Here is a 26,651-nt window from a genome sequence, read left to right as displayed (position 1 = left end):
GCCATGCCCAGCTGTCGTGTCTACGAACGTACGTTCGAGCAATACGTTACCTTGTTGCACGTGACTCACGGCGCAGTGGCAACGCATTGGCCCCCGCCGCCGAGTAGGAGCCGAGCAGGTACAGGGTGACGCACTGGTCGAGCCGATTGCTGGGCCGGCGGGGATCAGCAACGGCACGATCGCCAAGGCGGGCGTGAGTACGGGGTCCAGCGGTGGCGCTCGTAGACGTCCAAGTTCTCCACCGATCCCATGCTGCTCGCCAAGGTCACCGACGCCGTCGGGCACTACCTGGCGCCACCGGGAACGCGATCGTGCTGTGCGTGGACGAGAAGTCCCAGATCAGGCGCTGGACCTGACCGCACCAATATCGCCGATGCGGCCCGGGCTGGCCGAACGGCGCGCCCACGACTACGTCTAGCACGGGACCTCCGACGCTCTTCACGGCCCTGGAAATCACCACCGGCACCGTGACCGCGGCGTGCAAGTCAGCCACCGATACCGCCACCAGAAGTTCCTCGCCTTCCTCAAACAGGTCACCCGCGCGTATCCCGAGGACGGGACCGGGCGCGATCTGCATCTGGTGAGGGATCACTAAGTCGCCCACAACACGGCCGAGGTCCGCGTCTGGCTCGCCCAGCACCCGCGCCTCCACGTCCACTTCGTCCCGACCTTGGCCTCCGAGCCCAACCTCGTCAACGTCTGGTTCTCCATCATCGAACGCCAAGCCATCCACCGCGGCAGCTTCGCCTCCGTCAAGGACCTCAACGCGAAGATCTGCGCCGTCATCGACGACTGGGACGACCGCTGTCATATCTTCGTCTGGACTAAGACCGCAGACGAGATCCTCAAGAAGGCGAACCGTCAGACCACTTCAAACGCGGACCACTAGCGAACTCCGCAATCGTCGAGCTTACGTAAGAGCAACGACACGAGCGCAAGGTAGTCCAGAGCTTCGTCCGGGTTATCGACAAGGTCTACCTCATGGCCCCGAGGGTTCCGTATCCCTGCCACGGCTCCCGCAAACAGGTGCCTGAAGCCCGACTGTTCGTCCACCTCTGACTCCGTCTGCAAGTCGTTCAGCTGAATTTTTGGTGCGTTCTCGTTGAACGCATCCATCATCAGTGGGAACCCCGTCTTTCGCACGCCACTCAGACGCTTGATCTCTTTCTCGATGTACTTGAAAGCTTCGAAGACCGCATGGTTCGGATGCCCGTCGTCAAACAGCTTCCGAACTTTGATGGGAAGATCGGGATGGATGTTGCGGGTCTCGAAGGGGTGTGTCTCCGCCGGGTCTAACAGTTCAGAGTCTCCCTGTCTCGCCTCCGTGGCGGGGAACTGTCGAACTATACGCTCGAACTGAGCGAGTAATGAGGTCACGACATCAGATGCTTCCTGATGCTCGCGAAGATGGCGTCGTAGGTGCCGGCGTCCCCTCCAGCGGGAAGGTTGACCTCGATCCGCACTGTGAGGCCCACTCCGGCCTGATGACTCGGAGCTGCGAAAAGTTCGCTTTTGATGGCTCCTGTCTCGGACTGGTTGGGGCTCTGAACCGATGCCTTCGCGGTGGCGCGGCCGTTAGAGGGTGGACTCTTCTTTGTGGAGCCGTTTTGCCCCTTGGGTGTGCTCACTCTGACTGCCGGCAGGTCTCCATGGCCGGCGAGAGCGGCGAGCGTGCCGAACGTTGTGGCCTGACGCTTCCCGACCAATTCAGACGTCTTGTCTGCCCCACGAAACCACTTACTGAGAGGCTCGCGCGTGTTGCCGAGCGCGTCGTCTCCCATCTCCGCGAAGAGTTCCGAGTAAACCTCGCGGAGAAGCTGCTCGAGGCCGGACTGAAACGCCTCGTCGTCACTGTAGAAGAAGCCCGTCTTGTCATCACTCTTGCGTCCGTCCTCCCCGATGAGGCCTAAGAACCGCAAGATGTTGATCACGTAGGACTCGTTGCCTGGGGCCAGGTTGAACCGCTGAAACCACCCAGCGTCCACCTTGTTTGGGACCTGCTTCCTCAGTTGCTCGAAGGTGTCAACGATGACTTTTGAGCCGGAGACGTACGGATAGGTCGCCATGGTGGACTTTCTCTCGACGGTCGGGACATCCATACAATAGCGCCGATCACTCTCGGTAATCGACACCCACGCAGCAGCCTCCTATTGCCCCACTTGCGTCACACTCCAGCCATGTATCTCAGTCCGATGGAAAGCGCTCGGGCGGGCCTTGGACACCATCGTGCTCATCCAGGTCTAGGGCCAGGCGAGCCACAATCCCGGCCAACTGCTCGTCGGGATCGCTCCTTCTGCAAACCGGTCAACTCCGAAGTCGAGCCGGATGCGTGGACAGAGAGTGAACGACGCGGAGTTGTTGTTAACTAGCCGCCAGGTCGCGCCCCAGATGAGGATGGTGAGCGCAGCCATAACCTCGGTTTGAGATGGGCACCGGCCAGGAGCGTGAGCGTCGCCCGCGACGAGGTTGGTCAACCAGTGCGCCCGCGTGACGTACTTGCGAACGTTCACACCCCCGGTGATGCCGTGTTGTTAGGACGATGCCATGCCCCGCTGCCTTCGTCGGGACTAAACAGCGTCCACCACCAACGCCGTGCAGGCCCGTCACGTCTCGTCGTCGTGGTCCCCGCGCACCCAGGCCATGTGCCGGTCCGCCGAGCGGCGCACGGCGGCCCGCGCGTCCATGTCGATGACGCCGCCGAAGTTGCCGTAGACCCGGTCGAAGTCGAGCTGCTCAAGCGTCCGGGCGATCCGGTCGACCACCGGCGCCGACATCGGGATCAGGTTCGGGTAGCTCCGCATGAACCCCACGGTGGCCCGGTCGGGGTTCGGGAACACCGTGTCGCCGCTGAGCAGCGCGCCCGCGCCGGCGGCGCCGGCCGCCCACCACGCCACGGCGCTGCCCGGGAAGTGGCCGCCGACCTGGTGCAGCACGATCCCCGGCACCACCTCGACCGAGCCCGACCAGTGCTCGATGACCGAGTCCGTGCGGGCCACCCAGCGCGCGTCGCCCGCGTTGACCAGCACGGGCACCCCGCCGAGCGCGCGGCTCCACTCCACCTGGACGCCGAACATGTGGGGGTGGCTCGCGGCGACCGCCACCACGGGACCGAGGTCGCGGACCTGCCGGGCACCGTCGTCGTCGAGGTAGCCGGTGGGGTCCCACAGCAGGTTGCCGGCGCGCGAGCGCACGAGGAGGGCACGCTGCCCGATCCCCACCCGGGGCTCGACGCTGATCCCGAACAGGTCCGGCTCGACCTCCTCGACCACCATCCGGCGACCGTCGGCGGCGAGCTCAGCCAGCGTGGTCCACTGCTGCCCGGCGGCGGGCACGTACTGGCGCTCGTCGGCGCAGATCGCGCACACCTCGGGCGGGCGGTCGGTGTCGGGGTGCTCGACGGCGCAGGTCCGGCAGATCCAGGCGGTCATGACGCGATCCTGGCACGGCGCGGGTCTATCGTCGGGAGCACGGGATGTCGAGAGCGTCTTGGGGACCAGCCATGGACCGTGCAGCGGGGCTCGATCCGCGTGAGGCCAGCCCGGTGCTGGACCTCACCCAGGTGGACGCGGACATGGGCCCGATGGTGGGCGGCAAGGGGGCGAACCTCGGGGCGCTCCTCGCCGCCGGCCTGCCGGTCCCGGACGGCTTCTGCCTCACGACGACGGCCTACCGCGTGGCCGCCGTCGGGGCCAACCTCGGGCCCGTCCTCGCGGCCCTGGAGGTGACGTCGGCGGGCACGGACCGGGGCGCCTCGGCCGGGGCGACCGCCTCCCTGGCGCGGCTCGCCGGGCAGGCCCGCACCGCGCTGGAGGGCGCCCCCGTCCCGGCGACCATCGCCGAGGCGGTCCGCGCCGCGTACGCGCGGCTCGGCGCCGACGTCCCGGTCGCCGTGCGCTCCTCGGCCACCGCCGAGGACCTGCCGGAGGCCAGCTTCGCCGGCCAGCAGAACACGTACCTCAACGTCGTCGGGGCGGACGCGCTGCTGGACGCGGTCCGCCGGTGCTGGGCGTCGCTGTGGACGGAGCGGGCGGTGGCCTACCGCAGCGACAACGGCGTCGGCCACCGCGCGGTGAGCATCGCCGTCGTCGTCCAGGAGATGGTGGACGCCGAGGTCTCCGGGGTGCTGTTCACGGCCAACCCGGTGACGGGCCGGCGCGGGGAGGCCGTGATCGACGCCGCCCCGGGCCTCGGCGAGGCGCTGGTCAGCGGCGCCGTCAACCCGGACCAGTTCGTCGTCGACGTCGCGACGGGCGAGATCCTCCGGCGGACGCTCGGCGACAAGCGGGTGGAGGTCAGGGCGGTTCCCGGCGGGGGGACAGAGGTGCGGGAGCGGCCGGCGGCGGGCGGGCCGTGCCTGACGGACGCGCAGGTCCTCGCCCTGACGGCGCTCGGTTCCCGGGCGGAGGAGCACTTCGGGCAGCCGCAGGACCTGGAGTGGGCGATCGAGCCGGGCGGGCGGATCCTGCTGGTGCAGTCCCGCCCCATCACCACCCTGTACCCCCTGCCGGAGCCGAGCGGCAACGACGACGGGACACGGGTCTACCTGTGCGCCAGCCTGATGCAGGGGCTGGTCCGGCCGCTGACGCCCATGGGGCTGTCCGTGTTCGACGTCCTCATCACCAGCAACGGCGCCGCCCGGTGGGGCACGCCCCCGCTGGGGACCTACCGGTACGCGCAGCCGGGGCTGCGTCTCTTCATGGACATCACGGACTCGCTGCGCAACGCGGGCGGCCGCAGGATGTTCTCCACCGCGATGACGGTCGGGGACGTCCGCGCCGTGGAGGTGCTGCGCTACCTCATGGACGACCCGCGGTTCTCCGTGAACCAGAAGGCGGACCTGCACTCCTTCGCCCGCACGTACCGCGCGGTGCCCCAGCTCTCGGCCGTGCCCGACGTCGCCCGCGCCATCCTCCGCCCGCGGGCCGCGCTGGAGCGCAGCCGGCGGGCGGAGCAGGAGCTGCGCCGCGCCCTGGCTCGGCCGGAGCCGGCCACCGCCGCGGCGCGGCTGGACCTGGTCGAGCGCATGATCTCCCGCGAGCTCATGCGGGCCGTCATCGCGCAGCTGCCCCCGGCGGCCGCGGGCTACGTCTGGTTCGGGATCGCCCGGTGGCTGCTGGGCCCGCTGGCCCGCCCCGGCGAGCTGCCGAGCGTGCTGCGCGGGCTGCCGAACAACGTGACCACCGAGATGGACCTGGAGCTCTGGCGCTCCGCCACCCTGATCCGTGACGACCCCGAGTCCGCGGCCACCCTCCGCGACGGGGACCCGCAGGACCTCGCCCGGCGCTACGCCGAGGGGTCCCTCCCCGCGACGGCGCAGCGCGCGCTGAGCGACTTTCTCGCCGCGTACGGCCACCGTGCCGTGGCCGAGATCGACCTCGGGGTCCCGCGCTGGTCCGAGGACCCCGCGCACATCCTCAACGTCCTGGCCAACTACCTCCGGCTCACCGACCCGGACCAGGCCCCGGACCGGCAGTTCGCCCGCGCCGCCCGGGAGGCGGGGGCCATGGCCGCGGAGCTGGCCCGCCGGGCCCGCGCCCGGGGCCGGCTCCGCGGGGCGCTGGTGGGCTACGGGCTGCGGCGCGCCCGCGAGTCGGCCGGCCTGCGGGAGCAACCCAAGTTCGACCTCATCCTGTTCTTCGCCGCGCTCCGCCGCCAGCTCCACCGGGTCGGCGAGGAGCTGGCGGCGGCCGGGCGGATCGGCGCGCCGGAGGACGTGTTCTTCCTCGACCTGACCGAGGCCCGGGTCGGGCTGCGCGGCGGGGACCTCCGCGACATGGTGGCCGGCCGCCGCCACACCTACGAGCGGGAGATGCGCCGTCGCCACATCCCCCGGATCCTGCTCTCCGACGGCACCGACGTGGAGGCCGCCATGGCCGCCCGGGAGTCGGCGACGACGACGGCCGGCGCGCCGCTGCCGCCCGGCACCCTCGCCGGGGCGCCCGCCTCCGCCGGCACCGTGACCGGCACGGCCCGCGTGATCCTCGACCCCTCCGGCGCCCGCCTGGAGCCGGGCGAGATCCTCGTCGCGCCGTCCACCGACCCCGGCTGGACCCCCCTGTTCCTGACCGCGGGCGCCCTCGTTATGGAGATGGGCGGCGCGGTCTCGCACGGCGCCGTCGTCGCCCGCGAGTACGGCATCCCCGCCGTCGTCGGCGTCCCCGACGCGACCACCCGGATCAGGACCGGCGACACGGTCACGGTCGACGGCGCCGCCGGGACCGTCACCGTGGGCGTGGAGGAACCCGCGCCCGTCGCCGGTGTTCACCCGTGACGGCCGACCCGGACATACCGGTACCCGTCCCGGATCTCGCGGTTGAAGTAGCGGCCCTTGGAGGGCGCGGCCAGCATGTCGGCGAAGACCTGTTCCGGGACGTCGAAGTACCGGTAGAGGCGCCCACCGGTGAACCGCAGCTCGAGCGTGCGCGACGACGGGTCGTAGCCGACCTCCACGATGGTGGAGGAGACGACACGTTCGCGGTCCATGACCCCTCCTTCGGTCCGCGACCTCAAATCACAAGAGCACACCGGGGCTCGTTCGTAGTGTGTGCGCCGTGACGGGCACCCGCGAGAAGGCGGACCAGCTCGTCGAGGGCCATGCGGACGCACCGCTCGCGCCCGCGGGTGGCCTGCCCGCCTAGTCGTAGACCCCCTCCACCCGCCAGGCCCCGCGCTCGACGGCGAGGAGCAGCGCGGGCGCGCCGTCCGGGACCACCTGGACGTAGGCGCGGCGGCTCGCCTCCGCCGCCCACCAGCGCTCCGTCGCCGGCCACGGGCCGGCCCAGGCGAGCAGCGGGTACTCCCCCGGGTCCACCGGCGCCGGCGCGGCCGGCCGCTCCGCCGCCCCGGGCAGGGGCTCGGGCGCGGGCACGACGACGCGGGCCGGGGCGGCGCTGGCCGTCCCCCGGGCGTCCACCCGCACGGTGGCGCCCGCGGCGTCCAGGAGCAGGATCGGCAGCGGCTCGGTGGGCACGGTGGCCGGCCACGGGGGCGGCACCCGGCCGGGCCAGGGGGCGTCCGTGCGGCGCAGCGGCGCCGGCTCGTCCCCCCAGGCCACGAGCCGCGCGGCCGCGCGCGGGTTCCGGCCACCCTGGAGCACAGGGACGAGCACCCCCTCCGCGCCGAGCAGGCCCTGCACGCGCAGGGCGGCCCGCTCGGCCTGGACCTGCCCGCGCCGGGAGTGCCCCCACAGGCCGTCCTGCACCGCGCCGGCGGGGCCGACCTCCTGCGCGGTCAGCTCGAGGTGGGTCAGCGGGGCCGACGGCGGCCGGCCGCTGCGCCCGGACAACCAGCCCTCGAGCTGCCAGCGCACCCGGTCGGTCAGCTCGGCGGCGGTGGGCGCCCCGTCGATGCTCCAGGTCCGCGCCAGCTCGTTGCCGTCCTCGGTGCGGGCCGTCACCTGCAGGCGCGCGCAGACCACCCCGCGCCGGAGCATGCGCTCGGAGAGCTGCTCGGCCAACGCGCGGGCCGCGAAGGCCGCGACGTCGGCGCGCTCGGCGGGCGGGTCGAGCTCGGTGGCGGCGACGACGTCGTCCTCGGGCCGGCGCGCGACCGGGGGGCGCATGTCCAGCCCCCGGGCCAGGCTGTGGGCGGCGAGCCCCCGCGTGCCGAGGCGGGCGGCGACGTCCCCCGTCTCCAGCCGCGCGAAGGCTCCCAGGGTGCGCAGGCCCAGCCGGCGCAGCAGGTCCACGAGCTCGGCCGTCTCGACGCCCGCCTGGCGGGTGCTGGCCGCCAGCGTGAGCGCGGCGACATCCTGGCCGGCGAGGAAGGTCGTGGTGGCGCCGGGCCCGGCGGGCACGAGCACCCCGGCACGCGCGGCGAGCATGGCGGTCAGCAGCCCGTCACCGATGCCCACCTGGCACTCGGCGCCGGTCTCGGTGGCGACCGTGCCCACGAGCAGCTCGGCCAGCGCGTCCTCGGAGCCCACGTGACGCACCGGGCCGCGGGCGAGGAACACCACCATGCCGGGGCGGACCACCAGGACGTCGGCGACGACCGTCTCCACGGCCTGCACGAGTGGCTCGAACGCCCGGGCGTCCCGCACCGGGTCGACGCCCAGCAGCACCAGCTCGGGGCAGAGCTGCTGGGCGCTGCGCCGGCGCATGCCGCGGCGCACGCCGGCCGCGCGGGCCGGGGCGGAGGCGACGACGACGCCACGCCCGTCGTGCACCGCGACCGGGACCTGGGGGTCGGCCAGGCCCTCGGCGACGGCGGCGGCCACGGGCCAGTCCGGGACCCACAGCACCCCTCGTCGCGCCGCCTGCCCCGGTTCCTGCCGGGCCACGTCACACCACCCGCAGCAGCGGCGCGGTGGGCCCGGCGGCCTCCCCGTGCCCGGCCTCGCGGTGCCCGGTCTCCCGGTGCCCGGCCTTCTGGTGCACGGTCTCCTGAGGCGCGCGCATCCCGTCCGGCCCCATCTGGACCCGGACCTCTCGCACCCGGCTGGCGCCGCCGCGTCCGGTGGCCAGCACCGTCAGCTGCTGCTCCATCAGGCGTCCCCACCCCTGGCCGAGCCCGTCCCAGACCGGCTGCGTCGCGCGCAGCACGAGCTGGGCGCCGGGCCACGGGTGCGTGCTCAGGAGCACGGCGCCCCGGGTCCGCAACCGGGCACCGAGCTGTCGCCGGTCCCGCTCGCCCAGGGCGGGGCACCGGCCGACCACGAGCACGTCGTACCCGTCGACCAGGGCCCCGACCACCCCGGCGGCGCCCGGACCGGGCCGCGGCACCACCGCCACACGGTCCAGGGCCAGTCCCGCCCCGGCGGCCGCGCGCCAACCGACGTCGGGCATGGCCACGAGCGCGCACCACGCCCCGTCCACGCTCGCCGCCGCAGCCAGGCCGAGGAGCAGCGAGGTGGAACCGGCCACCTGGACCACGCTGCCGCGGGCCAGGCCCCCACCTGGGAAGAGCGGGACGAGGACGTCGGGCACCGGGAGGAACTGGTCGGCGCCCTGGCCGACGCCCCGATCCGGATCCGTGGCACCGTCCGCGGCGCCCGCGAGGGCGGTCACCGCATCGCCTCCGGTACCCGGGACGACTACCAGAAGCGGGCTGGTGGCCAGGCGCGGCTCCGCGGCAGTCATCGCTCCCGACACCGGGACCGTCGTCCCCGGGACCGTCGCCGCGCCGGCCGTCGCCGCGCCGGCCGTCACCGCTGCGCCTGTTCTACCCGTCACCGAGCCTGTCGACGTCGGGCCGGCGAGGTGGGTGCGCAGGCCCGCCGCGAGCTCCGCCTTGACCAGCGCCGCACGCGCCGCGGCGAGTCGCGCCTGCGGGTCGAGGGCCCGGCCGGGCGGACGGGTTCCCCCGGCCGGAGCCCGGACCGCGACGGGCTCGGAGGGCCGGGCACCGGCGTCATGGGGGTGTGCGTGGAGGTCGTCATCGAGAACCTCGTCGTGGAAGGCGGTGAGCACGCTCCCCCTCCTTCGCCGGCGTTTGCGGTGCCCTGAAGAGCACCCTGTCGAACAGGCGTTCGATATTTCTTTCTAGTCTTCTTCCGCCGTCCCAACTTGTCAACCGAGCGACACCTCGGCGCGTGTACGGCGGGGACCGCGGCGGCGGCAGAGGCGGCGGAGGCAGCGGCGCCCACCGCCGGCGTGGCGGCGCGCACCGCAGGCGTGGCATAGGTTTGTCACCAGGGACGACGCCGTCCGTCGGCCCTTACCGTCGCCGCTCATCGGAGGACTGAAGTGAACCTTGACCGCCCGCTCGCCCAGGACCCGTACGAGAAGCTTCCCGCCGTCCCCTCCTTCACGCTGGCGTCCAGCGACATCACGGACGGCAAGCCGATGCGCGCGACGCACAGCGCCAGCGGCGGGAACGTCTCCCCGCAGCTGTCGTGGTCGGGCTTCCCCGAGACGACGCGCGGCTTCGTGGTCACGTGCTTCGACCCGGACGCGCCCACGCCGTCGGGCTGGTGGCACTGGACGGTCGTCGACCTGAGCGCGGACCTCACCGAGCTGGAGCAGGGCGCCGGCCAGTCCGACCTCATGCTGCCGGGCGCGGGCCTCCACCTGCGCAACGACGACGGCGAGCACGCCTACACCGGCGCGGCGCCGCCCCGCGGGGACCGGGCGCACCGCTACTACTTCGTGGTGCACGCGCTGGACACCGAGACGCTCGAGCTGGAGGAGGACGACTCCTTGGCCAAGGCCGCGATGCGGACCCGCGGCCACACCCTGGCCCGGGCCGTCCTGGTGGCCACGTTCCAGAGCTGAGCGCGGCATGACCGAGCAGACCCCCGCCACGCCCCCGGCCCGCTCCCTCGCGGAGGAGGTGGCGACCGAGCCGACGGCGGTGCTCGGCGAGACGGACGCCGTCGCCCTCGGCACCCTCGTGTGGGAGCCGGCCCTGGACCGCCCAGACCTGCTGGCGGAGCCGGTGCGCGACGCCGTCGCCGACCTCGCCCTCCGCGACCCCGACGCCGCCTCGCAGGTGCTGGTGGCCGAGATCGATCCCGACCTGGCCGACACGGCCGCCATGACCGAGGCCTACGAGCTGCCGCCGGAGGCCTCCGCCAACTGCGTGCTGGTGGCGGGCAGGCGCGCGGGCGAGGAACGCGTGGCGGCCTGCGTGGTGCGGGCGACCACCCGCACGGACGTCAATACCGCGGTGCGCCGGATCCTGGACGTGCGCAAGGCCTCGTTCTGGCCCATGGAGCAGGCGGTGGCCGCCTCGGGGATGGAGTACGGCGGCATCACGCCCGTGGGCCTGCCGGCCGGGTGGCGCCTGCTGGTCGACAGCCGCGTGGCCACCGGGCACGCGATCATCGGCTCGGGCGTCCGCCGGTCCAAGCTCCTGGTGCCCGGCGAGGTGCTCGCCGCCCTGCCGGGCGCCCAGGTGGTCGAGGGCCTCGGGCAGCCCGTGGGCTGACCCGCGTGCTCACCGCCGTCGCACCCGCCGGGCCGCGCCCGTGGGCGTTGGCGTCGACCGGCGTCGCCCGGCGCCTCACGTCCGGACGCCGTCGAAGGCCACCCGCAGGTGCCGTGGGCCGCGCAGGAAGGCGTTGCGCCGGTACGGCGGCGGGTCATTGACCAGCCGCGGGTTCTCCAGCCGCCGGAACAGCTCGCTGAGCGCGACCTGGGTCTCCATCCGGGCGAGCGGGGCGCCGAAGCAGTAGTGGATGCCGCCGCCGAAGCCGAGGTGCTGGACCTCCGCGCGGTCCGGGTCGAAGCGGTCGGGGACGGTGAAGTAGCCGGGATCGCGGTTGCCGGAGCCGAGCACCAGGGTGACCGCGGCGCCCTTCGGGATGGTCGTCCCGGCGACCTCGACGTCGGCGACGGTCGTGCGGAAGGGCACGAACTGCACTGGCGTGTCGAACCGGATCAGCTCCTCGAAGACCCGTGAGATCAGCTCCGGCTCCCGGCGCAGCCGCTCCACCACCTCCGGGTGGCGCAGGAGCGTGAGGGTGCCGTTGGCGATCATGTTCACGGTCGTCTCGTGCCCGGCGACGAGCAGGAGGACGGCGGTGCTCAGCACCTCGTCCTGGGACATCCGCCCCTCGGGCCCGTCGTCGGTCACCAGCCCGGAGAGCATGTCGTCGCGCGGTTCCCGGCGGCGCGCCTCCGCCAGCTCGGCGAAGTAGTCGCGGGCCTCGGAGATCGCCTGCTCGGCCCGCTGCCGCCGCTCCTCGAGGTCGTCCGGGCCGGTCGCCTCGCCGGGCTGGATGATGCCCTCGGCCCACTCGTGGAAGAGCGGCTCGTCCTCCTGCGGCACGCCGAGCACGTCGCAGATCACGGTGACCGGGAAGGGGTAGGCGAGCTCGTCGACGATGTCGACCTCCTGCCGGCCGGCGAAGCCGTCGATGCGGTCCCGGACGATCCGGGCCATGTCCGACCGCAGCCCGTCGAGGAAGGCGGGCCTGTGCGGCGGCCCGAACTGCCGCATCGCCAGCCGACGGAGCACGTCGTGCTGCGGAGGGTCGAGCAGGATGAAGCTGAGCGGCAGGCCGTCGCCCTCCTCCTCGCGGGCGGGGCCGGGGTCGGGCCGGTTCCGGACGTCGGAGCTCAGCCGCGGGTCGTGGAGCAGCTGGACGATCTCCCGGTAGGTGCCGACGAGATAGGAGCCGTCCTCCTGACGGCGCACCGGCGTCGTCCGCAGCTCGTCGTAGAGCGGGTACGGGTTGGCGCGGTTGGCGTAGTCGAGCATCTGCTGCAGCAGGTCGGTCTCGGTCATGACTGCCTCTCCTGGGCCTCGACGGCTTCCGGCTCCGGTGCCGCGACGGCTCGCGGTCCCGGCGCCGCGGGGGTGCGCGGGCGCCACACCGCCTGCCACTCGCTGGGCTGGTGACCGGTCACGGCGAGGGTGGCGTCCTCGGTGGCCCGCCACGGCACGACCGCGGCGGGCATCGCCGCGGGCACCGGCCGCATGCCGTCCGGCTTGTCGGCCGCGTCGTGGGGCGGGAAGGGCGCGCCGTCGGCGATGAGCCTCTGGTAGTACTCCAGCCACTTCGACTGGTTGACCGTGACGGCGGCGACGATGCGGCCGCGGTGGCCGTAGGCGGCGACGAACGACCGGTCCTCGACCGAGCCCTGCGTCAGCACCACCTCGTCGGCGAGGGCGGAGACGCCGGCCGACTTGATCAGGTGCCCGAACTGGATGGACCAGAAGATCGGCACCGAGAGGTGCGGCCAGCGACGCGCCTGGCCGCTGACCATGTTGTGCGCGGCGATCTCCGCCTGCGCGACGGCGTTGCCCCAGTGCTCGAGCGCGAGGAACTCGAACCCGAACATCGGGTGAGGGAACCGGGCCACGTCCCCGGCGACGAAGACGTCGTCGGTCACGAGGCCGTTGAGGTCGAAGGCGCGGCATCCCGCGTCGCACGCCACCCCCCACTCGCCGGCGGCCAGGCCGGAGCCGCGTAGCCACTCCACGTTGCGGAGGGCGCCGAGCGCCACCACCGCGACGTCGGCGTCGACGACGCCGCCGTCGGACAGCCGGGCCCGGCGCAGCCGTCCGCCGGGATCCCCCTCCAGCGCCGTCACCGTGACGCCGGTGCGGAGGTGGACGCCGTGCTCGCGCTGGATCTGGCCGGCCACGCGCCCTACGACGCCGCCGAGCGCCGCGAAGAGCGGCGCCGGTCCCCGCTGGACCACCGTCACGGGCACGTCGAGCTCACGGCAGGCGGAGGCGACCTCCGAGCCGGTGAACCCCCCGCCGATGACCAGGACGCGCCCGGGCCTCGCCGCGAGCCGCTCCCGGAGCCGTCCGGCGTCCTCACGCGTGCGCAGGGTGAGCACCCCGTCCAGGCGCGCCTCGGCCCGGTCGGGCCAGGGGCGGGCGCGGGTGCCGGTGGTGATCAGCACCCGGTCGAAGCCCACCTCCTCACCGTCGGCCAGCCGCACCCGTTTGCCGGCCAGGTCCAGGCCCGTGGCCGCCGCCCCGAGCTTCCACTCGGCGTCCAGCGCCTCGAGGCGAGGCAGGGCCGTGTGCTCGACGGGCATCAAGCCCTCCAGCACCTCCTTCGAGAGGGGCGGGCGGTCGTAGGGCTCGGCCGCCTCGTCACCGATCAGCGTGAGCCGGCCGGCGAACCCCTCCCGGCGGACCGCCTCCGCGGCCCGCAGCCCGGCGAGGGAGGCGCCCACGATGACGATGCGGCCGTCGGCGCGGGGGGAATCTTCGGGTCCCGCGACGGCGCGAGGTGCCCGAGTGGCCGGGGACGCGAGAGCGCCCCCCGGCTCCTCCGGCGGGGGCGGCGCCGGGCGGTTCTCGAGGCGCTCGAGGCGCTCGACGAGGATTGCCTGGACCGGGCACGCGGCAGCGGCCTGCAGGATCTTGTCCCGCTGCGCGTCATCGGGGCACGAGTCGTAGACGAGGGCCTCCTGGCCCCGCAGCGTGAACGTGTCAGGCGCAAGGAAGCAGCACTGGGCGTAGCTCTGGCATCGGGTCATGTCGACGACTAGGCGCATCTAAGCCTCCAGCAGCGGCGCCGACGCGCGGCGCCCTCACTCCTCGGAACAGGAGGCGCTCCGCCGCCCACCTTCGTTCGCCCATCAGTGGCCCCAGGAAAGACCGGCAGGCTGAAGGAAGGCTGACCGTGCGCGGACGCCCACGTCACCGACGCCGACGCCGGCGCGGCCACCTCATCGACGATAGTCGCCGAGCGTGCCCGCCACCACGCTCGCCGTCAGCCAGCGACTGATCATCGCGGCGGGCTCGCCAGCGCTGCCGGCGGCCCCGGACGGGCAACCGCGCCCCGGCCCAGGACAGCCGTCCCGGGGCGGCCGTAGCCGTCGACCGGCCCCCGGCGCTAGCGTGGCCACCATGACCGAGACGACGACGTCCGAGTTCCTCCGCCTGCTCCACGAGCAGGTGGGCCACGAGTTCGACGCCCACCAGCAATACATCGCGATCGCGGTGTGGTTCGACACCCACGACCTCCCCCAGCTCGCGCGGCACTACTACCGCCAGGCCCTGGAGGAGCGGAACCACGCGATGATGATCGTCCAGTACATGATCGACCGGAGCCTCGAGGTCCAGATCCCCGCGGGCTCGCCGGTGCGGAACGACTTCGCGGGCGTCACCGAGCCGCTGGGTCTGGCGTTGCGGCAGGAGCAGCAGGTCACCGCCCAGATCGAGGCGATCTTCCGCGCGGCCCGGGCAGAGAACGACGCCCTCGGCGAGCAGTTCATGCTCTGGTTCCTCCAGGAGCAGGTCGAGGAGGTGGCTGCGGCGACGACGCTGCTCACGGTGGCCGAACGCGCGGGCGCGAACCTGTTCGACCTGGAGAACTACGTCGCCCGGGAGCAGATCGGCGACCAGGGCGTCTCGCCCGGCGCGCCGTCGGCCGCGGGCGGGGTGGTGTAGGCCCGGCATGCCCCGCGGGCGTGACGGGCCGGGCCGGAGGGGCCAGTGGTGGCACCGGCTGGACCGGTGGCTGTACCGCGGCGGACGCCCGAGCCTGGTCGCGAAGGTGCTCAACCGGCTCGCGGCGGCCCAGTACTCCGCGGGGCTCCTGACGATGGGCCGCGGGGTGACCCTGGAGGTGGTCGGCCGGCGCACCGGCCGGCGGGTCGCGTTCCCGCTCGTCCTGACCAGGCACGACGGCGAGCGCTATCTCGTCTCGATGCTGGGTGAGGGCACGAACTGGGTGCGCAACGTCCGCGCCGCCGGTGGCCGCGCGGTCCTGCGGCACGGCCACCGGGAGGACGTCGTCCTCGAGGAGGTCGATCCGGGCGTCCGGGCGCCGATCCTCAAGCGTTACCTGGCGCTCGCGCCGGGAGCCCGGGCGCACATCCCGGTCGACCGGCACGCGCCACTGAGCCAGTTCGAGGAGATCGCGACGCGCTTCCCGGTCTTCCGCATCACGCGCGTCAGCTAGGGCGCAGCCGTGGTCGACGGCGGAGAAGACCGTCTGGTGGTTTCGCGCCGGCGTATCGGCCGATCAGGCGTCGTACTCAGCGACGAGCTGCGCCGACTGTGGCGTGCCGATGTGCCCGGCCTCCTGCAGGATCGCCGGGACGCCCGGGTCCGAGACGAAGTTCTGCCAGCCGTCCGCGTCCCAGCTGAAGAGCACCCAGACCCTGGTCTCATCGGCGGGATCACGGAAGACGGTCGCCCCCTTGGAGCCGTGCTGCCGTCGCTTCTCGGCGCCCTTGGTCGAGAAGATCCTCAGGAAGCGGTCCACGTCCTCGACCTTCGTCGTTGCCAGGATCATGTCGGTACTCCCGTCCGCCGCGTTGGCACTCCCCCCGCGCCGCGACTCGACGCGGATGCCGGTCAGGGTACGCCTCGTCCGTGCGCGCAACGCCGCGCGCTCCGCGCGCTGTTCCCGTGGGCCGACGCGGCCCGTGGGATCATCGACCCTCGTGTTCCACGTCATCTTCTACGAGCCCCGCATCCCCCCGAACACCGGCAACGCCATCCGCATGGTGGCGTGCACCGGCGCCACGCTGCACCTGGTCGAGCCGCTCGGCTTCGACCTGTCCGACGCGCAGCTGCGCCGGGCCGGCCTGGACTACCACGACCTGGCCCACGTCGTCGTCCACGCCGACCTCGACGCCGCGCTGGCCGCCGTCGCGCCGGGGCGGGTGTACGCCTTCACCGGCCATGCCAGCCGCAGCTTCGCCGACGTCGCCTACGCGCCGGGCGACGCCCTGCTCTTCGGGCCCGAGCCGACCGGCCTCCCGGCGGAGGTCCTCGCCGACCCCCGGATGACCGACTGCGTGCGGATCCCGATGATCCCCGGCGTCCGGTCGCTCAACCTGTCGAACTCGGCGGCGGTCGGCGTCTACGAGGCCTGGCGCCAGCACGGGTACGCCCGCGGCGTCTGAGAAGCACCCGGCCGGGCCGAACGGCCCCGCTGTAGGTTGTAGACCATGCGAACGCCCCGTTCGATCGTGCGGGTCTATCTGGTGCTCATGCTAGGCAACACCCTGGCCGCGTCGCTGATCTGGGGCATCAACACGATCTTCCTGCTCGACGCGGGGCTGACCAACCTCGAGGCGTTCTCGGCGAACGCCTTCTACACCCTCGGGATGGTCCTCTTCGAGGTCCCGACCGGCGTCGTCGCCGACACCGTCGGGCGCCGCTACTCCTACCTGCTCGGCACCGTCACGCTGAGCCTGACGACCCTGTTCTACGTGCTGCTCTGGTACACCCACGCGCCGTTCTGGCTCTGGGCGGTCGCGTCGGTCCTGATCGGCCTGGGGTTCACCTTCTTCTCCGGCGCCGTCGAGGCGTGGCTGGTCGATGCCCTGACCGCGACCGGCTACACGGGCGAGATGGAGCCGGTGTTCGGACGCGGCCAGGTCGTGTCCGGGGCGGCGATGCTCGTCGGCTCGGTGGCGGGCGGCGTCATCGCCCAGCACACCAACCTCGGGGTGCCGTTCGTGGTCCGCGGGGCCATCCTGCTCGTGATGTTCGCCCTGGCCTTCCGGCTCATGCAGGACATCGGCTTCACGCCGCGCAAGGGCGCGCGGCCGGCGGCCGAGGTCCGCAGGATCGTCCGCGAGTCGGTCGACAACGGGTGGCGCGTGCCCGCGGTCAAGTGGCTCATGGTCGAGGCCTTCTTCACCGGCGGCGTCGGGATCTACGTCTTCTACGCCCTCCAGCCGTACCTGCTCGAGCTCTACGGCGACCCGCACGCCTACCAGGTCGCCGGCCTCGTGGCGGCCATCGTCGCCGGCGCCCAGATGCTCGGCGGCATGTCGGCGCCGTGGATCCGCCGGCTGTTCCGCCGGCGGACGTCGGCGCTGATCGCGGCGGCGGCCGTCAGCGCGACGGCGCTCGTGCTGATCGGGGCGATCGAGCACTTTTGGGCGGTCATCGCGCTCATCGTCGTCTGGTCGCTGCTGTACGCGGCGGCCCTGCCGATCCGCCAGGCCTACATCAACGGCCTGATCCCCTCGCAGCAGCGCGCGACCATCCTCTCGTTCGACTCCCTCGTGAACTCCGGCGGCGGGGTCTGGGCGCAGCCGGTGCTGGGCCGCGCCGCCGACGTGTGGGGCTACGGGCCCTCCTACGTCGTCGGCGCGGGCATCTCCCTCCTCGCGCTGCCGTTCCTCGCCCTGTCCAGGCGGCAGAACGCGCCCGCGGACGTCCAGGTGGCCGCGCGGCCGGGGGAGCCGGCGGGCGAGCCCGGGCCGGGGGAGCCGGCGGCGGGCGAGCGGGCGGCGGAGGAGTGACCGTCAGCCGGGCAGCTGCTCCGCCACGGTGTCGAAGAGCAGGTTGAGCCCCTCCCCCATGGTCGGGTGGGTGATGGCGGCGTCCCGGACCTGGTGGTAAGTCAGATTGCCGAGCATGGCCATCTGGACCGCGGCGACGACCTCGCCCGACTCGTGGCCCAGGAGCGCGACGCCGAGGATCTCGTCCGTGCGCGCGTCGATGACGGCCTTCCAGTGCCCGGTCGTCTCGCGCAGCGTCTTGGCGCGCGGGATCGCCGCGACGGCGAGGCGGGCGACCGTGACCTCGAAGCCCTGCTCGCGGGCCTGCGTCTCCGTCAGGCCCACGCGCGCGAGCTCCGGGGTGACGAAGACGGTGTAGGGCACGAGCCGGCCCGCGGTGGAGGCGTCCCCGCCGGTCAGGATCTTCTTCAGGACCCGGAAGTCGTTCCAGGAGGCGTGGGTGAACTGCGGGCTCCCGGCGACGTCGCCCGCGGCCCAGACGTGGTCGGCGCTGGTGCGCAGGTGGTCGTCGACGCGCACGAAGCCGCGCTCGTCGAGCTCGACGCCGGTGGCCGCGAGGTCCAGGTCCGCGGTGACCGGGGTGCGGCCGGTCGCCACCAGCAGGTCCTCGGCGCGTACCTGGGTGCCGTCGTCCAGGGTGACGACGACGTCGCGGTGGCCGCCCTCCCGGCGCACCGCCGTCGCCCGCACGCCGAGCCGGACGTCGACGCCCTGGGCCGTGAGCACGTCGGCGACGGCCGCGGCGACGTCCCGGTCCTCCCGGGGCAGCACCTGGTCGCGGCCCTGCAGCAGAGTCACGCGGCTGCCGAAGACCGCGAGCATGGAGGCGAACTCGCACCCCACGTAGCCGCCCCCGAGGACGACGATCGACTCGGGCAGGCTCTCCAGCCGCAGGATGCTCTCGGAGTCCCACGCGTCCGCCTCGGCGAGGCCGGGCAGGTCCGGCGTCGCCGGCGTCGTCCCGGTGTTGACGAGGACGTCCCTGCCGCGCAGCACCCGGGTGCCGCCGTCGTTCACGGCGACCTCGACGGTGCGCTGCCCGACGAAGCGGGCCGTGCCCATGATGAAGTCCATGCCGGAGTCGTGGAACATCGTCCGGTGCGCGCTGACCATGCCGCCCACGACGCCCTCCTTGTGCGCGCGAAGCTTCTCCAGGTCGACGGCCGGCTCGCAGTCGATGTCAATCCCCATCTCGGCGGCGCGGCGAGCGTCGAGGAGCGTCCGGGCGGAGGCGACGAGCGCCTTCGTGGGGATGCAGGCGACGTTGATGCAGGTCCCACCGACCTTGTCGCGCTCCACCATCGCGACCGTCCAGCCGGCCTTGGCGCGGTCCATCGCCAGGGACTTCCCGGCCTTGCCGCCGCCGATCACCAGCAGGTCGACGTCCTCGATCTCGTTCATGCTCAGCTCCTCCTCGCGGGCACGACACGTGCCGAGGCAACCCTGCGCGCCCGACCCGGCAGAAGCAACGACCCGCCCAAGCGACTTAGTGACTTGATAGAGTCATCAAACCACTACTCGCACAGAGACCGGACCACGCCGTGCCCGAGCCCGCATCCATCGAGACGCCCCTCTACGAGATCAAGGCGGAGCTGTTCAAGTCCCTCGCCCACCCGGTGCGTATCCGCACGCTGGAGCTGCTCAGCGAGCGCGACCGGGCGGTGAGCGAGCTCCTCGCCGACATCGGCATCGAGGCCTCGCACCTGTCCCAGCACCTCGCGGTCCTGCGCCGCGCGGGCACGGTCACGAAGGTGCGGCGCGGCAACACGGTGACCTACACGCTGGCCGACCCCTCGGTGGCGCAGATGCTCGGCGCCGCCCGCGGCTTCCTCGTCCACCGCCTCGGGCACGCGGCCGGCGCCCTGGCCGGACTCGCCGACGGCGCGGTCACCCGCGCGACGCCGGACACCGGCACGACGCCGGCCACGGCCGACGACGCGACCACCGCCCGATGAGCGCCATCCCGGCGCTGCAGCCGCGACCGACCTGGCGCGGCGCCGGCCGCCGGCTCGCCTACCTCTCCCTGCCGCGCCGCTCGGACTACGCCGACCTGCCCAGGTCGTGGCGCCGAGACCTCGTGGCCGGCGTCACCGTCGGCATCGTCGCGCTCCCGCTCGCGCTGGGATTCGGCGTGGCCTCCGGCGTCGGGGCCGGCGCCGGGCTCGTCACGGCGGTCGTCGCCGGGTTCGTCGCCGCCGTCTTCGGCGGGTCCCACCTGCAGGTGTCCGGCCCGACCGGTGCGATGACGGTCGTGCTCGTCCCCGTCGTCGCACGCTACGGCGTCGAGTCCGTCTTCGCCCTGTCGATCCTCGCCGGGCTGCTCATCATCGTCATGGGGCTGGTGGGCATGGGCAGGCTGGTCTCGGTGATCCCCTGGCCGGTGGTCGAGGGCTTCACGCTGGGCATCGGGCTGATCATCTTCCTCCAGCAGGTGCCCCTCGCCCTGGACACCCCCAAGGCCGAGGGCGAGAACGCCGCGGTCGTGGCGGCGCGCACACTTGCCGCGGCCGACTGGTCCCGTGCCGTGACGCCGCTGGCCATCACCGTCGCCGTCATCGTCGGCATGCTCCTGCTCGCCCGGGTCCGCCGGTCCCTGCCGGGCTCGCTGATCGCCGTCGTCGTGGCGACGGTCGTCGTCGAGGGCGCCGGCCTCGACGTCGCCCGGATCGGTGCGCTCCCGGCGGCCCTGCCCTCCCCCGGTTTGCCGGCGTGGGACAGCTCGGCCATGGCCGCGATGTTCCCCTCGGCCCTGGCCATCGCCGCGCTGGCGGCCCTCGAGAGCCTGCTCTCGGCCCGGGTCGCCGACGGCCTGGTCGAGGGGGTGCCTCCCACCCACGCGAACCGGGAGCTCGTCGGTCAGGGGCTGGCGAACGTGGCGAGCGGGATGTTCGGCGGCATGCCGGCGACCGGGGCGATCGCGCGGACCGCGGTGAACGTCCGGGCCGGCGCGCGCACGCGCCTGGCCGCGGCCAGCCACGCGGTCGTCATCCTCCTCGTGGTGCTCGTCGCGACGCCGGTCGTCGCCCTCATCCCGATGTCGGCGCTGGCGGGCGTGCTCATCGTCACCGCCCTGCGCATGATGGACCTGTCGACCGCACGGTCCATCCTGCGGGCCACCCGGTCCGACGCCGCCGTCTATCTGGTGACGGTGGCCGTGACGCTCGTGTTCGACCTCGTCGTCGCGGTCCAGGCGGGCGTGGCGGTGGCCGCCTTCCTCGCGCTGCGCGCCATGGCGCGGGTCTCCGGGCTCGACCACGAGCGCGTGCCGCTCGACCTGGGCTCCGCGGAGCCGGACCTGCTCCTGCACGAGCACATCGTGATCTACCGCTTCCACGGCGCCATGTTCTTCGGCGGGACTAAACAGTTCCTCGACGAGACGACCGCCGCCAAGGACGTCCACGTGGTCATCCTCGCGCTGACCGACGTCCGCGTGATGGATGCCTCGGGGGCCAACGCCCTGGCGGAGATCGTCACGGACCTGCGCCGCCGGAGCGTCACCGTCCTCCTCAAGGGCCTCGACGCCGACCAGCTGAGGATGGCGGGCTCCGTCGGGGTCCTGCGTGCCCTCGGGCCGCGGGAGCACTACTTCCGCGACCTGCCGGCCGCCGTTGCCCACGCCCGCAACCACGTGCGTCACGAGCTCGGCGAGCTGTGGATGCTGGAGTGCGCGGCCCGGCCCGTCCGGTAGTCCCGCGGCGCCCGGCCGCGCGTGGCGCACGGGCCGACGGCGCGCCCGCGGGTGGCGCACGGGCCGACGGCGCGCCCGCGGATGACGGCGCACGGGCCGGGCGTCCTACTCTGGAGGCGGCGGCGAGGACGCCGCCGGAGCCGGAGGAGCGCGATGAGCCCGTTGCCTCGCAGTGTCGCCCGCGCGAACCGCGTGTTCCTCAACCGCGTGCTGGGGCTGGTCGCCCCCCGCCTGCCCGGGTTCGCCATGCTCACGCACCGCGGCCGGCACTCCGGGCGCGAGTACACGATCCCGGTCAACATCTTCCGGGAGGGCGCCGGCTACCGGGTCGCCCTGACGTACGGCCGGCACACGGACTGGGTGCGCAACGTGCTGGCGGCCGGGGGCTGCACCGTGGTCACGCGGGGCCGCCGCGTCGAGCTAGTCGACCCGCGGCTCGTCCACGACCCGTCGGTCCCGTGGGCGCCTCCCGTGGTCCGCCAGATCCTCCGGCTCACCCGGACGACCGACTCGATCGTCTTCGCCGTCAGACCCGGGGGCGCCGGCTAGGTCCGCCGTCGACGGCCGGGCGGCCCGCCACTGACCCGGCCGGCCCGCCTCGCCGCCGCGCCAACTTGCCACGGCGCCTACCGGCCCTGGTGAGGATTTGACGCTCATATGCCAGCGATCCCTCACCGCAGCGGCTGGCGCAGCGCCCTAGACCCGGGTGGCCCAGAAGGCGACGGCGGAGGCGGCCGCGACGTTGAGCGAGTCCACGCCGCCCGCCATCGGGATGCGCACGACGGCGTCGGCGACCTCGACCGTGGCGCGCGCCAGCCCGTCCCCCTCGGTGCCGAGCACCAGCGCGAGCCTGGAGTCGGGCGCCGTCACCTGCGGCGACGCGGCGAATTCGTCCAAGCTCACCGAGTCGTCCGACAGGGCGAGGGCCGCGACGGTGAACCCGACCTGGTGCAGCTTCTCGATCGCCCCGGGCCAGGTGGTCAGGCGGGTCCACGGCACCTGGAACACCGTGCCCATCGAGACGCGGACCGACCGCCGGTACAGCGGGTCCGCGCAGCGGGGCGTCACCAGCACGGCGTCGACGCCCAGCCCGGCCGCGCTGCGGAACATGGCGCCGACGTTGGTGTGGTCGACGATGTCCTCGAGGATCGCCACGCGCCGCGCCCCCGCGCCGCCGCGCGCGCCGACCAGCAGCTCCCGCACCCCCGCCAGGGGCGGGCGGTGCATCGCCGCGAGTGCCCCGCGGTGCAGGTGGAAACCGGTGATGGCGCGGAGCACGGGCTCGTCGGCGACGAAGACGGGCACGTCCGGGCCGCCGTCCGCCGCGCCCCCGCTGGCGGGGGCCGCCGCGATGACCGGGCCCATGGAGGTCAGCCACTTCTCGGCCATGAGGAACGAGCGCGGCCGGTGCCCCGCCTCGAGGGCGCGGCTGATGACGTTCGCGCTCTCGGCGATGTACAGGCCCTTCTCGGGCTCGTGCTTCGAGCGCAGCGCGACGTCGGTGAGGCCCAAGTAGTCGCCGAGCCGGTCGTCGTGGGGGTCCGTGATGCGGATCAGGCTCATGCGCCGTCGGCCGCCACGGGCGCCGCGGGCGCCGCGAACTGGGACTCGTACAGCCGGGCGTACGCCCCGCCCGCCTCGAGCAGGTCGGCGTGCGTGCCCTGCTCGACGATCCGGCCGTTCTCCATGACGAGGATGAGGCCGGCGTCGCGGATCGTGGAGAGCCGGTGGGCGATGACGAAGCTCGTGCGGCCCTTGCGTAGCTCGGCCATGGCCTGCTGCACGAGCACCTCGGTGCGGGTGTCGACGGAGCTGGTCGCCTCGTCGAGGATGAGGATCTGCGGGTCGGACAGGAACGCCCGGGCGATGGTGATGAGCTGTTTCTCGCCCGCGGAGACGCCGCCGCCCTCGTCGTCGATGACCGTGCCGTAGCCGGCCGGCAGGGAGTGCACGAAGCGGTCGACGCTGGTGGCGCGCGCCGCCGCGAGGACCTCCTCCTCGGTGGCGCCCGCGCGGCCGAAGGCGATGTTCTCGGCGATGGTGCCCTTGAACAGCCAGGTGTCCTGGAGCACCATGCCGATCTGGTCGCGCAGGTCGTGCCGGCTCATCTGCCGGGTGTCGACGCCGTCGAGGACGATCGCCCCGCCGTCGATCTCGTAGAAGCGCATGAGCAGGTTGACGAGCGTCGTCTTGCCGGCGCCCGTGGGGCCCACGATGGCCACCGTCTGCCCCGGCTCGGCGACGAGGTCCAGGCCTTCGATGAGCGGTGTGTCGGCCTCGTACCGGAAGCTGACGCCGGAGAACTCCACCCGGCCGCGCACCGGACGCGGGTGTGCCGCGTCCGGCGCGTCCGCCGACTCCTCCTCGGCGTCCATGAGCGCGAAGATCCGCTCCGCCGAGGCGACGCCCGACTGGACGAGGTTCGTCATCGACGCCAGCTGCCCCAGGGGCTGGCTGAACTGGCGCGAGTACTGGATGAACGCCTGGACGGCGCCGAGAGAGAGGGCGCCCGAGGCCACCTGCAGGCCGCCGACGACGGCGACGAGGACGTAGTTCAGGTTCGATACGAAGCCCATGGCCGGCATGATCGTGCCCGAGATGAACTGGGCCCTGAAGCTCGCCCGGTAGAGCCGGTCGTTCTCGGCGTCGAACGTCTCGGTGAACACGTCCTGGGTGTTGAAGGCCGTGACGAGCTCGTGGCCGGTGAAGGCCTCCTCGACGTGCCCGCTGAGGTCGCCGGTGGCCTTCCACTGCGCGACGAAGTGCGGCTGGGCCCGCTTCGCGATGACCATCGTCATCACGGCGGAGACGGGGACGGTCACCAGCGCGATGAGGGCGAGGTGCCAGGACAGGTAGAACATCATGACGAGCACGCCGATGACCGTGAGCAGCGACGTGATCAGCTGGGAGAACGTCTGCTGCAGGCTCTGAGTGACGTTGTCGATGTCGTTGGTGGCGCGTGAGAGCACGTCCCCGCGGGACTGCGAGTCCAGGTGGCTGAGGGAGAGCCGGTCGATCTTCGCCTGGACGTTCGTGCGGAGGCGGAACCCGGTGCGCTGGACGACGGAGGCCAGGATGAAGCCCTGCGCCCACATGAGGACGGCGGCGACGAGATAGACCGCCAGCACGGTCACGGCGATCGAGCCGAGGGCGTGGAAGTCGACGCCCTGCCCCGGCACGACGTCCATGCCGCTGAGCATGTCTGCCTGCCGGTTCTCGCCGGCGGCACGCAGCCCCGCGACGGCCTGGGCCTGGGTGGTGCCCGCGGGCAGCATCCGCCCGACGACGCCCTCGAACACGATGTTCGTGGCGTCGCCGAGGAGCTTGGGGCCGAGGACCTGCAGCGTGACGCCGGCGGCGCCGAGGAGGACCACCAGGACCATCCAGGCACGCTCCGGCCGCAGGACCGTCAGCAGCCGGCGCAGCGAGGCGCCGAAGTGGGCCGACTTCTGGCCGGGCGGCATGCCCGGCCCGCCGAGGCCGCCGGGCCCGCGCCCCCCGGGTCCGTGCCCGCTCATGCCGCCTCCTCCGCGCTCAGCTGCGAAAGCACGATCTCCTGGTAGGTCTCGTTGGTCTCCATGAGCTCGTGGTGGGTGCCGGTGCCGACGATCCGTCCGTCGTCGAGCACCACGATCTGGTGCGCGTCGCGGATGGTGGCGACCCGCTGGGCGACGATGAGCACGGTCGCGCCGCCGGTCGCCCTCGGCAGGGCGGCCCGCAGCCGGGCGTCCGTCGCGTAGTCCAGGGCCGAGAAGGAGTCGTCGAAGAGATAGACGTCCCCCCGGCGCACGAGCGCTCGGGCGATCGCCAGGCGCTGGCGCTGCCCGCCGGAGAAGTTCGTGCCGCCCTGCTCCACCGGCGCGGCCAGACCGTCGGGCAGCGCCTCGACGAAGTCGCGGGCCTGGGCGGCCTCGAGGGCCTCCCACAGCTCCTCGTCGGTGGCGCCGGCCCGGCCGTGCCGCAGCGTCGAGGCGATCGTGCCCCCGAACAGGTAGGCCTTCTGGGGCACGAGGGAGATGCGCTCGCGCAGGTCCCCCGGCTCGAGGTCGCGCACGTCGAGGCCGCCGACGCGGACCGTCCCGCCGGTGACGTCGAGGAGCCGGGGCACAAGGTTGACCAGCGTGGACTTGCCCGAGCCGGTCGCGCCGATGACCGCCGTCGTCCGTCCCGGCTCCAGGCGCAGGTCGACGTCGTGCAGCACGGGCGCCTCGGCCCCGGCGTATCCGAACGTCGCCCCGTCGAGCTCGACGACGAGCCCCCGGGTGCCGTTGCCGCTGGGCTCGCGCAGGGCCGCGGGGGCGGTCGGCGCGACGATCTGTGGCTCGGTGGCGAGGACCTCCCGGATCCGCCCTGCGCTGACCTCGGCGCGGGGCACCATGACGAACATCATCACGGCCATGAGCACCGACATGAGGATCTGCATGAGGTAGCTGAGATAGGCGATGAGCGAGCCGACCTGCATGTCCCCCGCGTCGATGCGCACGGCACCGAACCAGACCACCGCGACCGAGGAGGCGTTGATGATGACCTGAACCGCGGGGAACATCAGCGCCATGAGGCGCCCCACCCCCAGCGCGGTGGTCATGAGGCGGGTGTTCGCGTCCGCGAACCGCTCGCGCTCCGTGGGCTGCCGGTTGAAGGACCGGATGACGCGGACGCCCGCGATCTGCTCGCGAAGCACGAGGTTGATCCGGTCGATCCGCTCCTGCATCTGCTGGAAGAGCGGGCGCATCCGGACGACCACGAAGCCCATGACGGCGACGAGCACCGGGATGATGACGACGAGCAGGCCGGAGAGCTCGACGTCCTGGCGCAGCGCCATGATGACGCCGCCGACCATCATGATCGGCGCCATCACCATGATCGTGAAGGTCAGCAGCGTGACCATCTGGACCTGCTGGACGTCGTTCGTCGACCGGGTGATGAGCGACGGGGCGCCGAAGCGGCCCATCTCCGCCAGGGAGAACCGCTGGACGCGGTCGAACACCGATGCGCGCATGTCCCGGCCCACCGCCATGGCGGTCCGGGCGCCGAGGTAGACGGCGGCGATGGCGCTGGCCACCTGGACCGCGGTGATGGCGAGCATGACCCCGCCCGTGCGGAAGATGTACCCGGTGTCGCCGGTGACGACGCCCAGGTCGATGATGTCGGCGTTCAGGCTGGGCAGGGAAAGCGCGGCGATGGTCTGGACCATCTGAAGCACCACCACGAGCGCGACGTCCCGCCGGTAGGGGCGCAGGAAGTGCCTCAGGACTTTCAGGAGCATGGGACCTACCAGTCTCGCCGGCCGCACCAGAGCGGGCGACTGTCCATTCTAGGCGTCACCGCCCCGGCCGGTCACC

The 26,651-nt window shown here is 73.0% G+C and carries 25 protein-coding genes; 11 read left to right on the top strand and 14 right to left on the bottom strand.

All coding sequences use genetic code 11. The annotated features are described in order from the left end of the window. Window positions 1-265 precede the first annotated feature (265 nt). Window positions 266-658: a hypothetical protein gene (locus EJK16_RS03020; RefSeq protein ID WP_127126206.1), complete on the bottom strand. Its 393-nt coding sequence runs from the start codon at window positions 656-658 to the stop codon at window positions 266-268. Between the two features lie 12 nt (window positions 659-670). Here EJK16_RS03020 and EJK16_RS03015 point away from each other — a divergent pair, with 12 nt between their 5' ends. After that, window positions 671-889, top strand: coding sequence for a hypothetical protein (locus EJK16_RS03015; protein WP_127126204.1), 219 nt, complete (start codon window positions 671-673; stop codon window positions 887-889). Here the strand turns inward: EJK16_RS03015 and EJK16_RS03010 are convergent. From EJK16_RS03010 to EJK16_RS03000, 3 genes are all read right to left on the bottom strand, one after another. After that, window positions 886-1,377, bottom strand: coding sequence for a TIGR02391 family protein (locus EJK16_RS03010; RefSeq protein WP_127126202.1), 492 nt, complete (start codon window positions 1,375-1,377; stop codon window positions 886-888). The genes EJK16_RS03015 and EJK16_RS03010 overlap by 4 nt on opposite strands. Beyond that, window positions 1,374-2,099, bottom strand: coding sequence for a DUF5343 domain-containing protein (locus EJK16_RS03005; RefSeq protein ID WP_127126200.1), 726 nt, complete (start codon window positions 2,097-2,099; stop codon window positions 1,374-1,376). The genes EJK16_RS03010 and EJK16_RS03005 overlap by 4 nt, the downstream gene beginning before the upstream one ends. A 504-nt stretch (window positions 2,100-2,603) precedes the next feature. Beyond that, entirely contained in the window at window positions 2,604-3,428 is an 825-nt protein-coding gene (locus EJK16_RS03000; protein ID WP_127126198.1) for a hydrolase, read from the bottom strand. A gap of 71 nt (window positions 3,429-3,499) precedes the next feature. Here EJK16_RS03000 and EJK16_RS02995 point away from each other — a divergent pair, with 71 nt between their 5' ends. Then, window positions 3,500-6,271 (top strand): PEP/pyruvate-binding domain-containing protein, encoded by a 2,772-nt coding sequence (locus EJK16_RS02995; protein ID WP_127126196.1) that lies wholly within the window; start codon window positions 3,500-3,502, stop codon window positions 6,269-6,271. Here the strand turns inward: EJK16_RS02995 and EJK16_RS02990 are convergent. The 3 genes from EJK16_RS02990 to EJK16_RS02980 form a co-directional block, all read right to left on the bottom strand. Continuing rightward, window positions 6,262-6,483, bottom strand: coding sequence for a KTSC domain-containing protein (locus tag EJK16_RS02990; RefSeq protein ID WP_127126194.1), 222 nt, complete (start codon window positions 6,481-6,483; stop codon window positions 6,262-6,264). The genes EJK16_RS02995 and EJK16_RS02990 overlap by 10 nt on opposite strands. A 151-nt stretch (window positions 6,484-6,634) precedes the next feature. Continuing rightward, a complete protein-coding gene (locus EJK16_RS02985; protein ID WP_127126192.1) occupies window positions 6,635-8,281 on the bottom strand; it encodes a DNA polymerase Y family protein in 1,647 nt (548 codons plus the stop codon). A 1-nt stretch (window position 8,282) separates the two neighbouring features. After that, window positions 8,283-9,410 (bottom strand): hypothetical protein, encoded by a 1,128-nt coding sequence (locus EJK16_RS02980; RefSeq protein WP_127126190.1) that lies wholly within the window; start codon window positions 9,408-9,410, stop codon window positions 8,283-8,285. 276 nt (window positions 9,411-9,686) lie between these two features. On the opposite strand from EJK16_RS02980, the gene EJK16_RS02975 reads away from it, so the two are divergent. Together EJK16_RS02975 and EJK16_RS02970 are read left to right on the top strand one after the other, a co-directional pair. Further along, window positions 9,687-10,214, top strand: a complete 528-nt coding sequence (locus EJK16_RS02975) for a YbhB/YbcL family Raf kinase inhibitor-like protein (RefSeq protein WP_127126188.1) — start codon at window positions 9,687-9,689, stop codon at window positions 10,212-10,214. Between the two features lie 7 nt (window positions 10,215-10,221). Next, window positions 10,222-10,869 (top strand): YbaK/EbsC family protein, encoded by a 648-nt coding sequence (locus EJK16_RS02970; RefSeq protein ID WP_127126186.1) that lies wholly within the window; start codon window positions 10,222-10,224, stop codon window positions 10,867-10,869. 75 nt (window positions 10,870-10,944) lie between these two features. Here EJK16_RS02970 and EJK16_RS02965 read toward each other — a convergent pair whose 3' ends face one another. Both EJK16_RS02965 and EJK16_RS02960 read right to left on the bottom strand, forming a co-directional pair. Then, window positions 10,945-12,171, bottom strand: coding sequence for a cytochrome P450 (locus tag EJK16_RS02965; protein WP_127126184.1), 1,227 nt, complete (start codon window positions 12,169-12,171; stop codon window positions 10,945-10,947). After that, window positions 12,168-13,904 carry an FAD-dependent oxidoreductase gene (locus EJK16_RS02960; protein ID WP_127126182.1) on the bottom strand — a complete coding sequence of 579 codons (1,737 nt, stop codon included), beginning with the start codon at window positions 13,902-13,904 and terminating at the stop codon, window positions 12,168-12,170. Before EJK16_RS02960 ends, EJK16_RS02965 begins: the two co-directional genes overlap by 4 nt. A gap of 355 nt (window positions 13,905-14,259) precedes the next feature. Here EJK16_RS02960 and EJK16_RS02955 point away from each other — a divergent pair, with 355 nt between their 5' ends. Then, window positions 14,260-14,802, top strand: a complete 543-nt coding sequence (locus tag EJK16_RS02955) for a ferritin (protein WP_127126180.1) — start codon at window positions 14,260-14,262, stop codon at window positions 14,800-14,802. A gap of 7 nt (window positions 14,803-14,809) precedes the next feature. Beyond that, a complete protein-coding gene (locus tag EJK16_RS02950) occupies window positions 14,810-15,316 on the top strand; it encodes a nitroreductase/quinone reductase family protein (protein ID WP_127126179.1) in 507 nt (168 codons plus the stop codon). A gap of 63 nt (window positions 15,317-15,379) precedes the next feature. Here the strand turns inward: EJK16_RS02950 and EJK16_RS02945 are convergent, their stop codons facing one another. Then, on the bottom strand, window positions 15,380-15,652 hold the full coding sequence (locus tag EJK16_RS02945) for a hypothetical protein (RefSeq protein WP_127126177.1): 273 nt from the start codon (window positions 15,650-15,652) through the stop codon (window positions 15,380-15,382). Window positions 15,653-15,803: 151 nt separating this feature from the next. Here EJK16_RS02945 and EJK16_RS02940 point away from each other — a divergent pair, with 151 nt between their 5' ends. Both EJK16_RS02940 and EJK16_RS02935 read left to right on the top strand, forming a co-directional pair. Further along, the gene (locus EJK16_RS02940; protein ID WP_127126175.1) at window positions 15,804-16,268 is read left to right on the top strand and encodes a tRNA (cytidine(34)-2'-O)-methyltransferase; all 465 of its coding nucleotides are present in this window, start codon (window positions 15,804-15,806) and stop codon (window positions 16,266-16,268) included. Between the two features lie 45 nt (window positions 16,269-16,313). Then, window positions 16,314-17,621 carry an MFS transporter gene (locus EJK16_RS02935; protein ID WP_127126173.1) on the top strand — a complete coding sequence of 436 codons (1,308 nt, stop codon included), beginning with the start codon at window positions 16,314-16,316 and terminating at the stop codon, window positions 17,619-17,621. A 3-nt stretch (window positions 17,622-17,624) separates the two neighbouring features. Here the strand turns inward: EJK16_RS02935 and EJK16_RS02930 are convergent, their stop codons facing one another. After that, the gene (locus EJK16_RS02930) at window positions 17,625-19,022 is read right to left on the bottom strand and encodes an NAD(P)/FAD-dependent oxidoreductase (RefSeq protein ID WP_127126171.1); all 1,398 of its coding nucleotides are present in this window, start codon (window positions 19,020-19,022) and stop codon (window positions 17,625-17,627) included. A 140-nt stretch (window positions 19,023-19,162) separates the two neighbouring features. Here EJK16_RS02930 and EJK16_RS02925 point away from each other — a divergent pair, with 140 nt between their 5' ends. The 3 genes from EJK16_RS02925 (at window position 19,163) to EJK16_RS02915 (ending at window position 21,858) form a co-directional block, all read left to right on the top strand. Continuing rightward, a complete protein-coding gene (locus EJK16_RS02925) occupies window positions 19,163-19,576 on the top strand; it encodes an ArsR/SmtB family transcription factor (protein WP_370275901.1) in 414 nt (137 codons plus the stop codon). Beyond that, window positions 19,573-21,309 (top strand): SulP family inorganic anion transporter, encoded by a 1,737-nt coding sequence (locus tag EJK16_RS02920; protein ID WP_127126169.1) that lies wholly within the window; start codon window positions 19,573-19,575, stop codon window positions 21,307-21,309. The genes EJK16_RS02925 and EJK16_RS02920 overlap by 4 nt, the downstream gene beginning before the upstream one ends. 153 nt (window positions 21,310-21,462) lie before the next feature. After that, on the top strand, window positions 21,463-21,858 hold the full coding sequence (locus EJK16_RS02915; RefSeq protein ID WP_127126167.1) for a nitroreductase family deazaflavin-dependent oxidoreductase: 396 nt from the start codon (window positions 21,463-21,465) through the stop codon (window positions 21,856-21,858). 147 nt (window positions 21,859-22,005) lie between these two features. On the opposite strand, the gene EJK16_RS02910 is transcribed toward EJK16_RS02915, so the two are convergent. The 3 genes from EJK16_RS02910 to EJK16_RS02900 are packed head-to-tail and all read right to left on the bottom strand — an operon-like array spanning window position 22,006 to window position 26,575. Continuing rightward, the gene (locus tag EJK16_RS02910) at window positions 22,006-22,872 is read right to left on the bottom strand and encodes an RNA methyltransferase (RefSeq protein WP_127126165.1); all 867 of its coding nucleotides are present in this window, start codon (window positions 22,870-22,872) and stop codon (window positions 22,006-22,008) included. After that, the gene (locus tag EJK16_RS02905; protein ID WP_127126163.1) at window positions 22,869-24,827 is read right to left on the bottom strand and encodes an ABC transporter ATP-binding protein; all 1,959 of its coding nucleotides are present in this window, start codon (window positions 24,825-24,827) and stop codon (window positions 22,869-22,871) included. Before EJK16_RS02905 ends, EJK16_RS02910 begins: the two co-directional genes overlap by 4 nt. After that, the gene (locus EJK16_RS02900) at window positions 24,824-26,575 is read right to left on the bottom strand and encodes an ABC transporter ATP-binding protein (protein ID WP_127126161.1); all 1,752 of its coding nucleotides are present in this window, start codon (window positions 26,573-26,575) and stop codon (window positions 24,824-24,826) included. Before EJK16_RS02900 ends, EJK16_RS02905 begins: the two co-directional genes overlap by 4 nt. Window positions 26,576-26,651: the final 76 nt, after the last annotated feature.

This window comes from Georgenia sp. SYP-B2076, assembly GCF_003991205.1.
Classification (GTDB): domain Bacteria; phylum Actinomycetota; class Actinomycetes; order Actinomycetales; family Actinomycetaceae; genus Georgenia.
The sequence above is the reverse complement of the archived record's forward strand: the minus strand, read 5'-3'. Positions and strand labels throughout refer to the sequence as shown.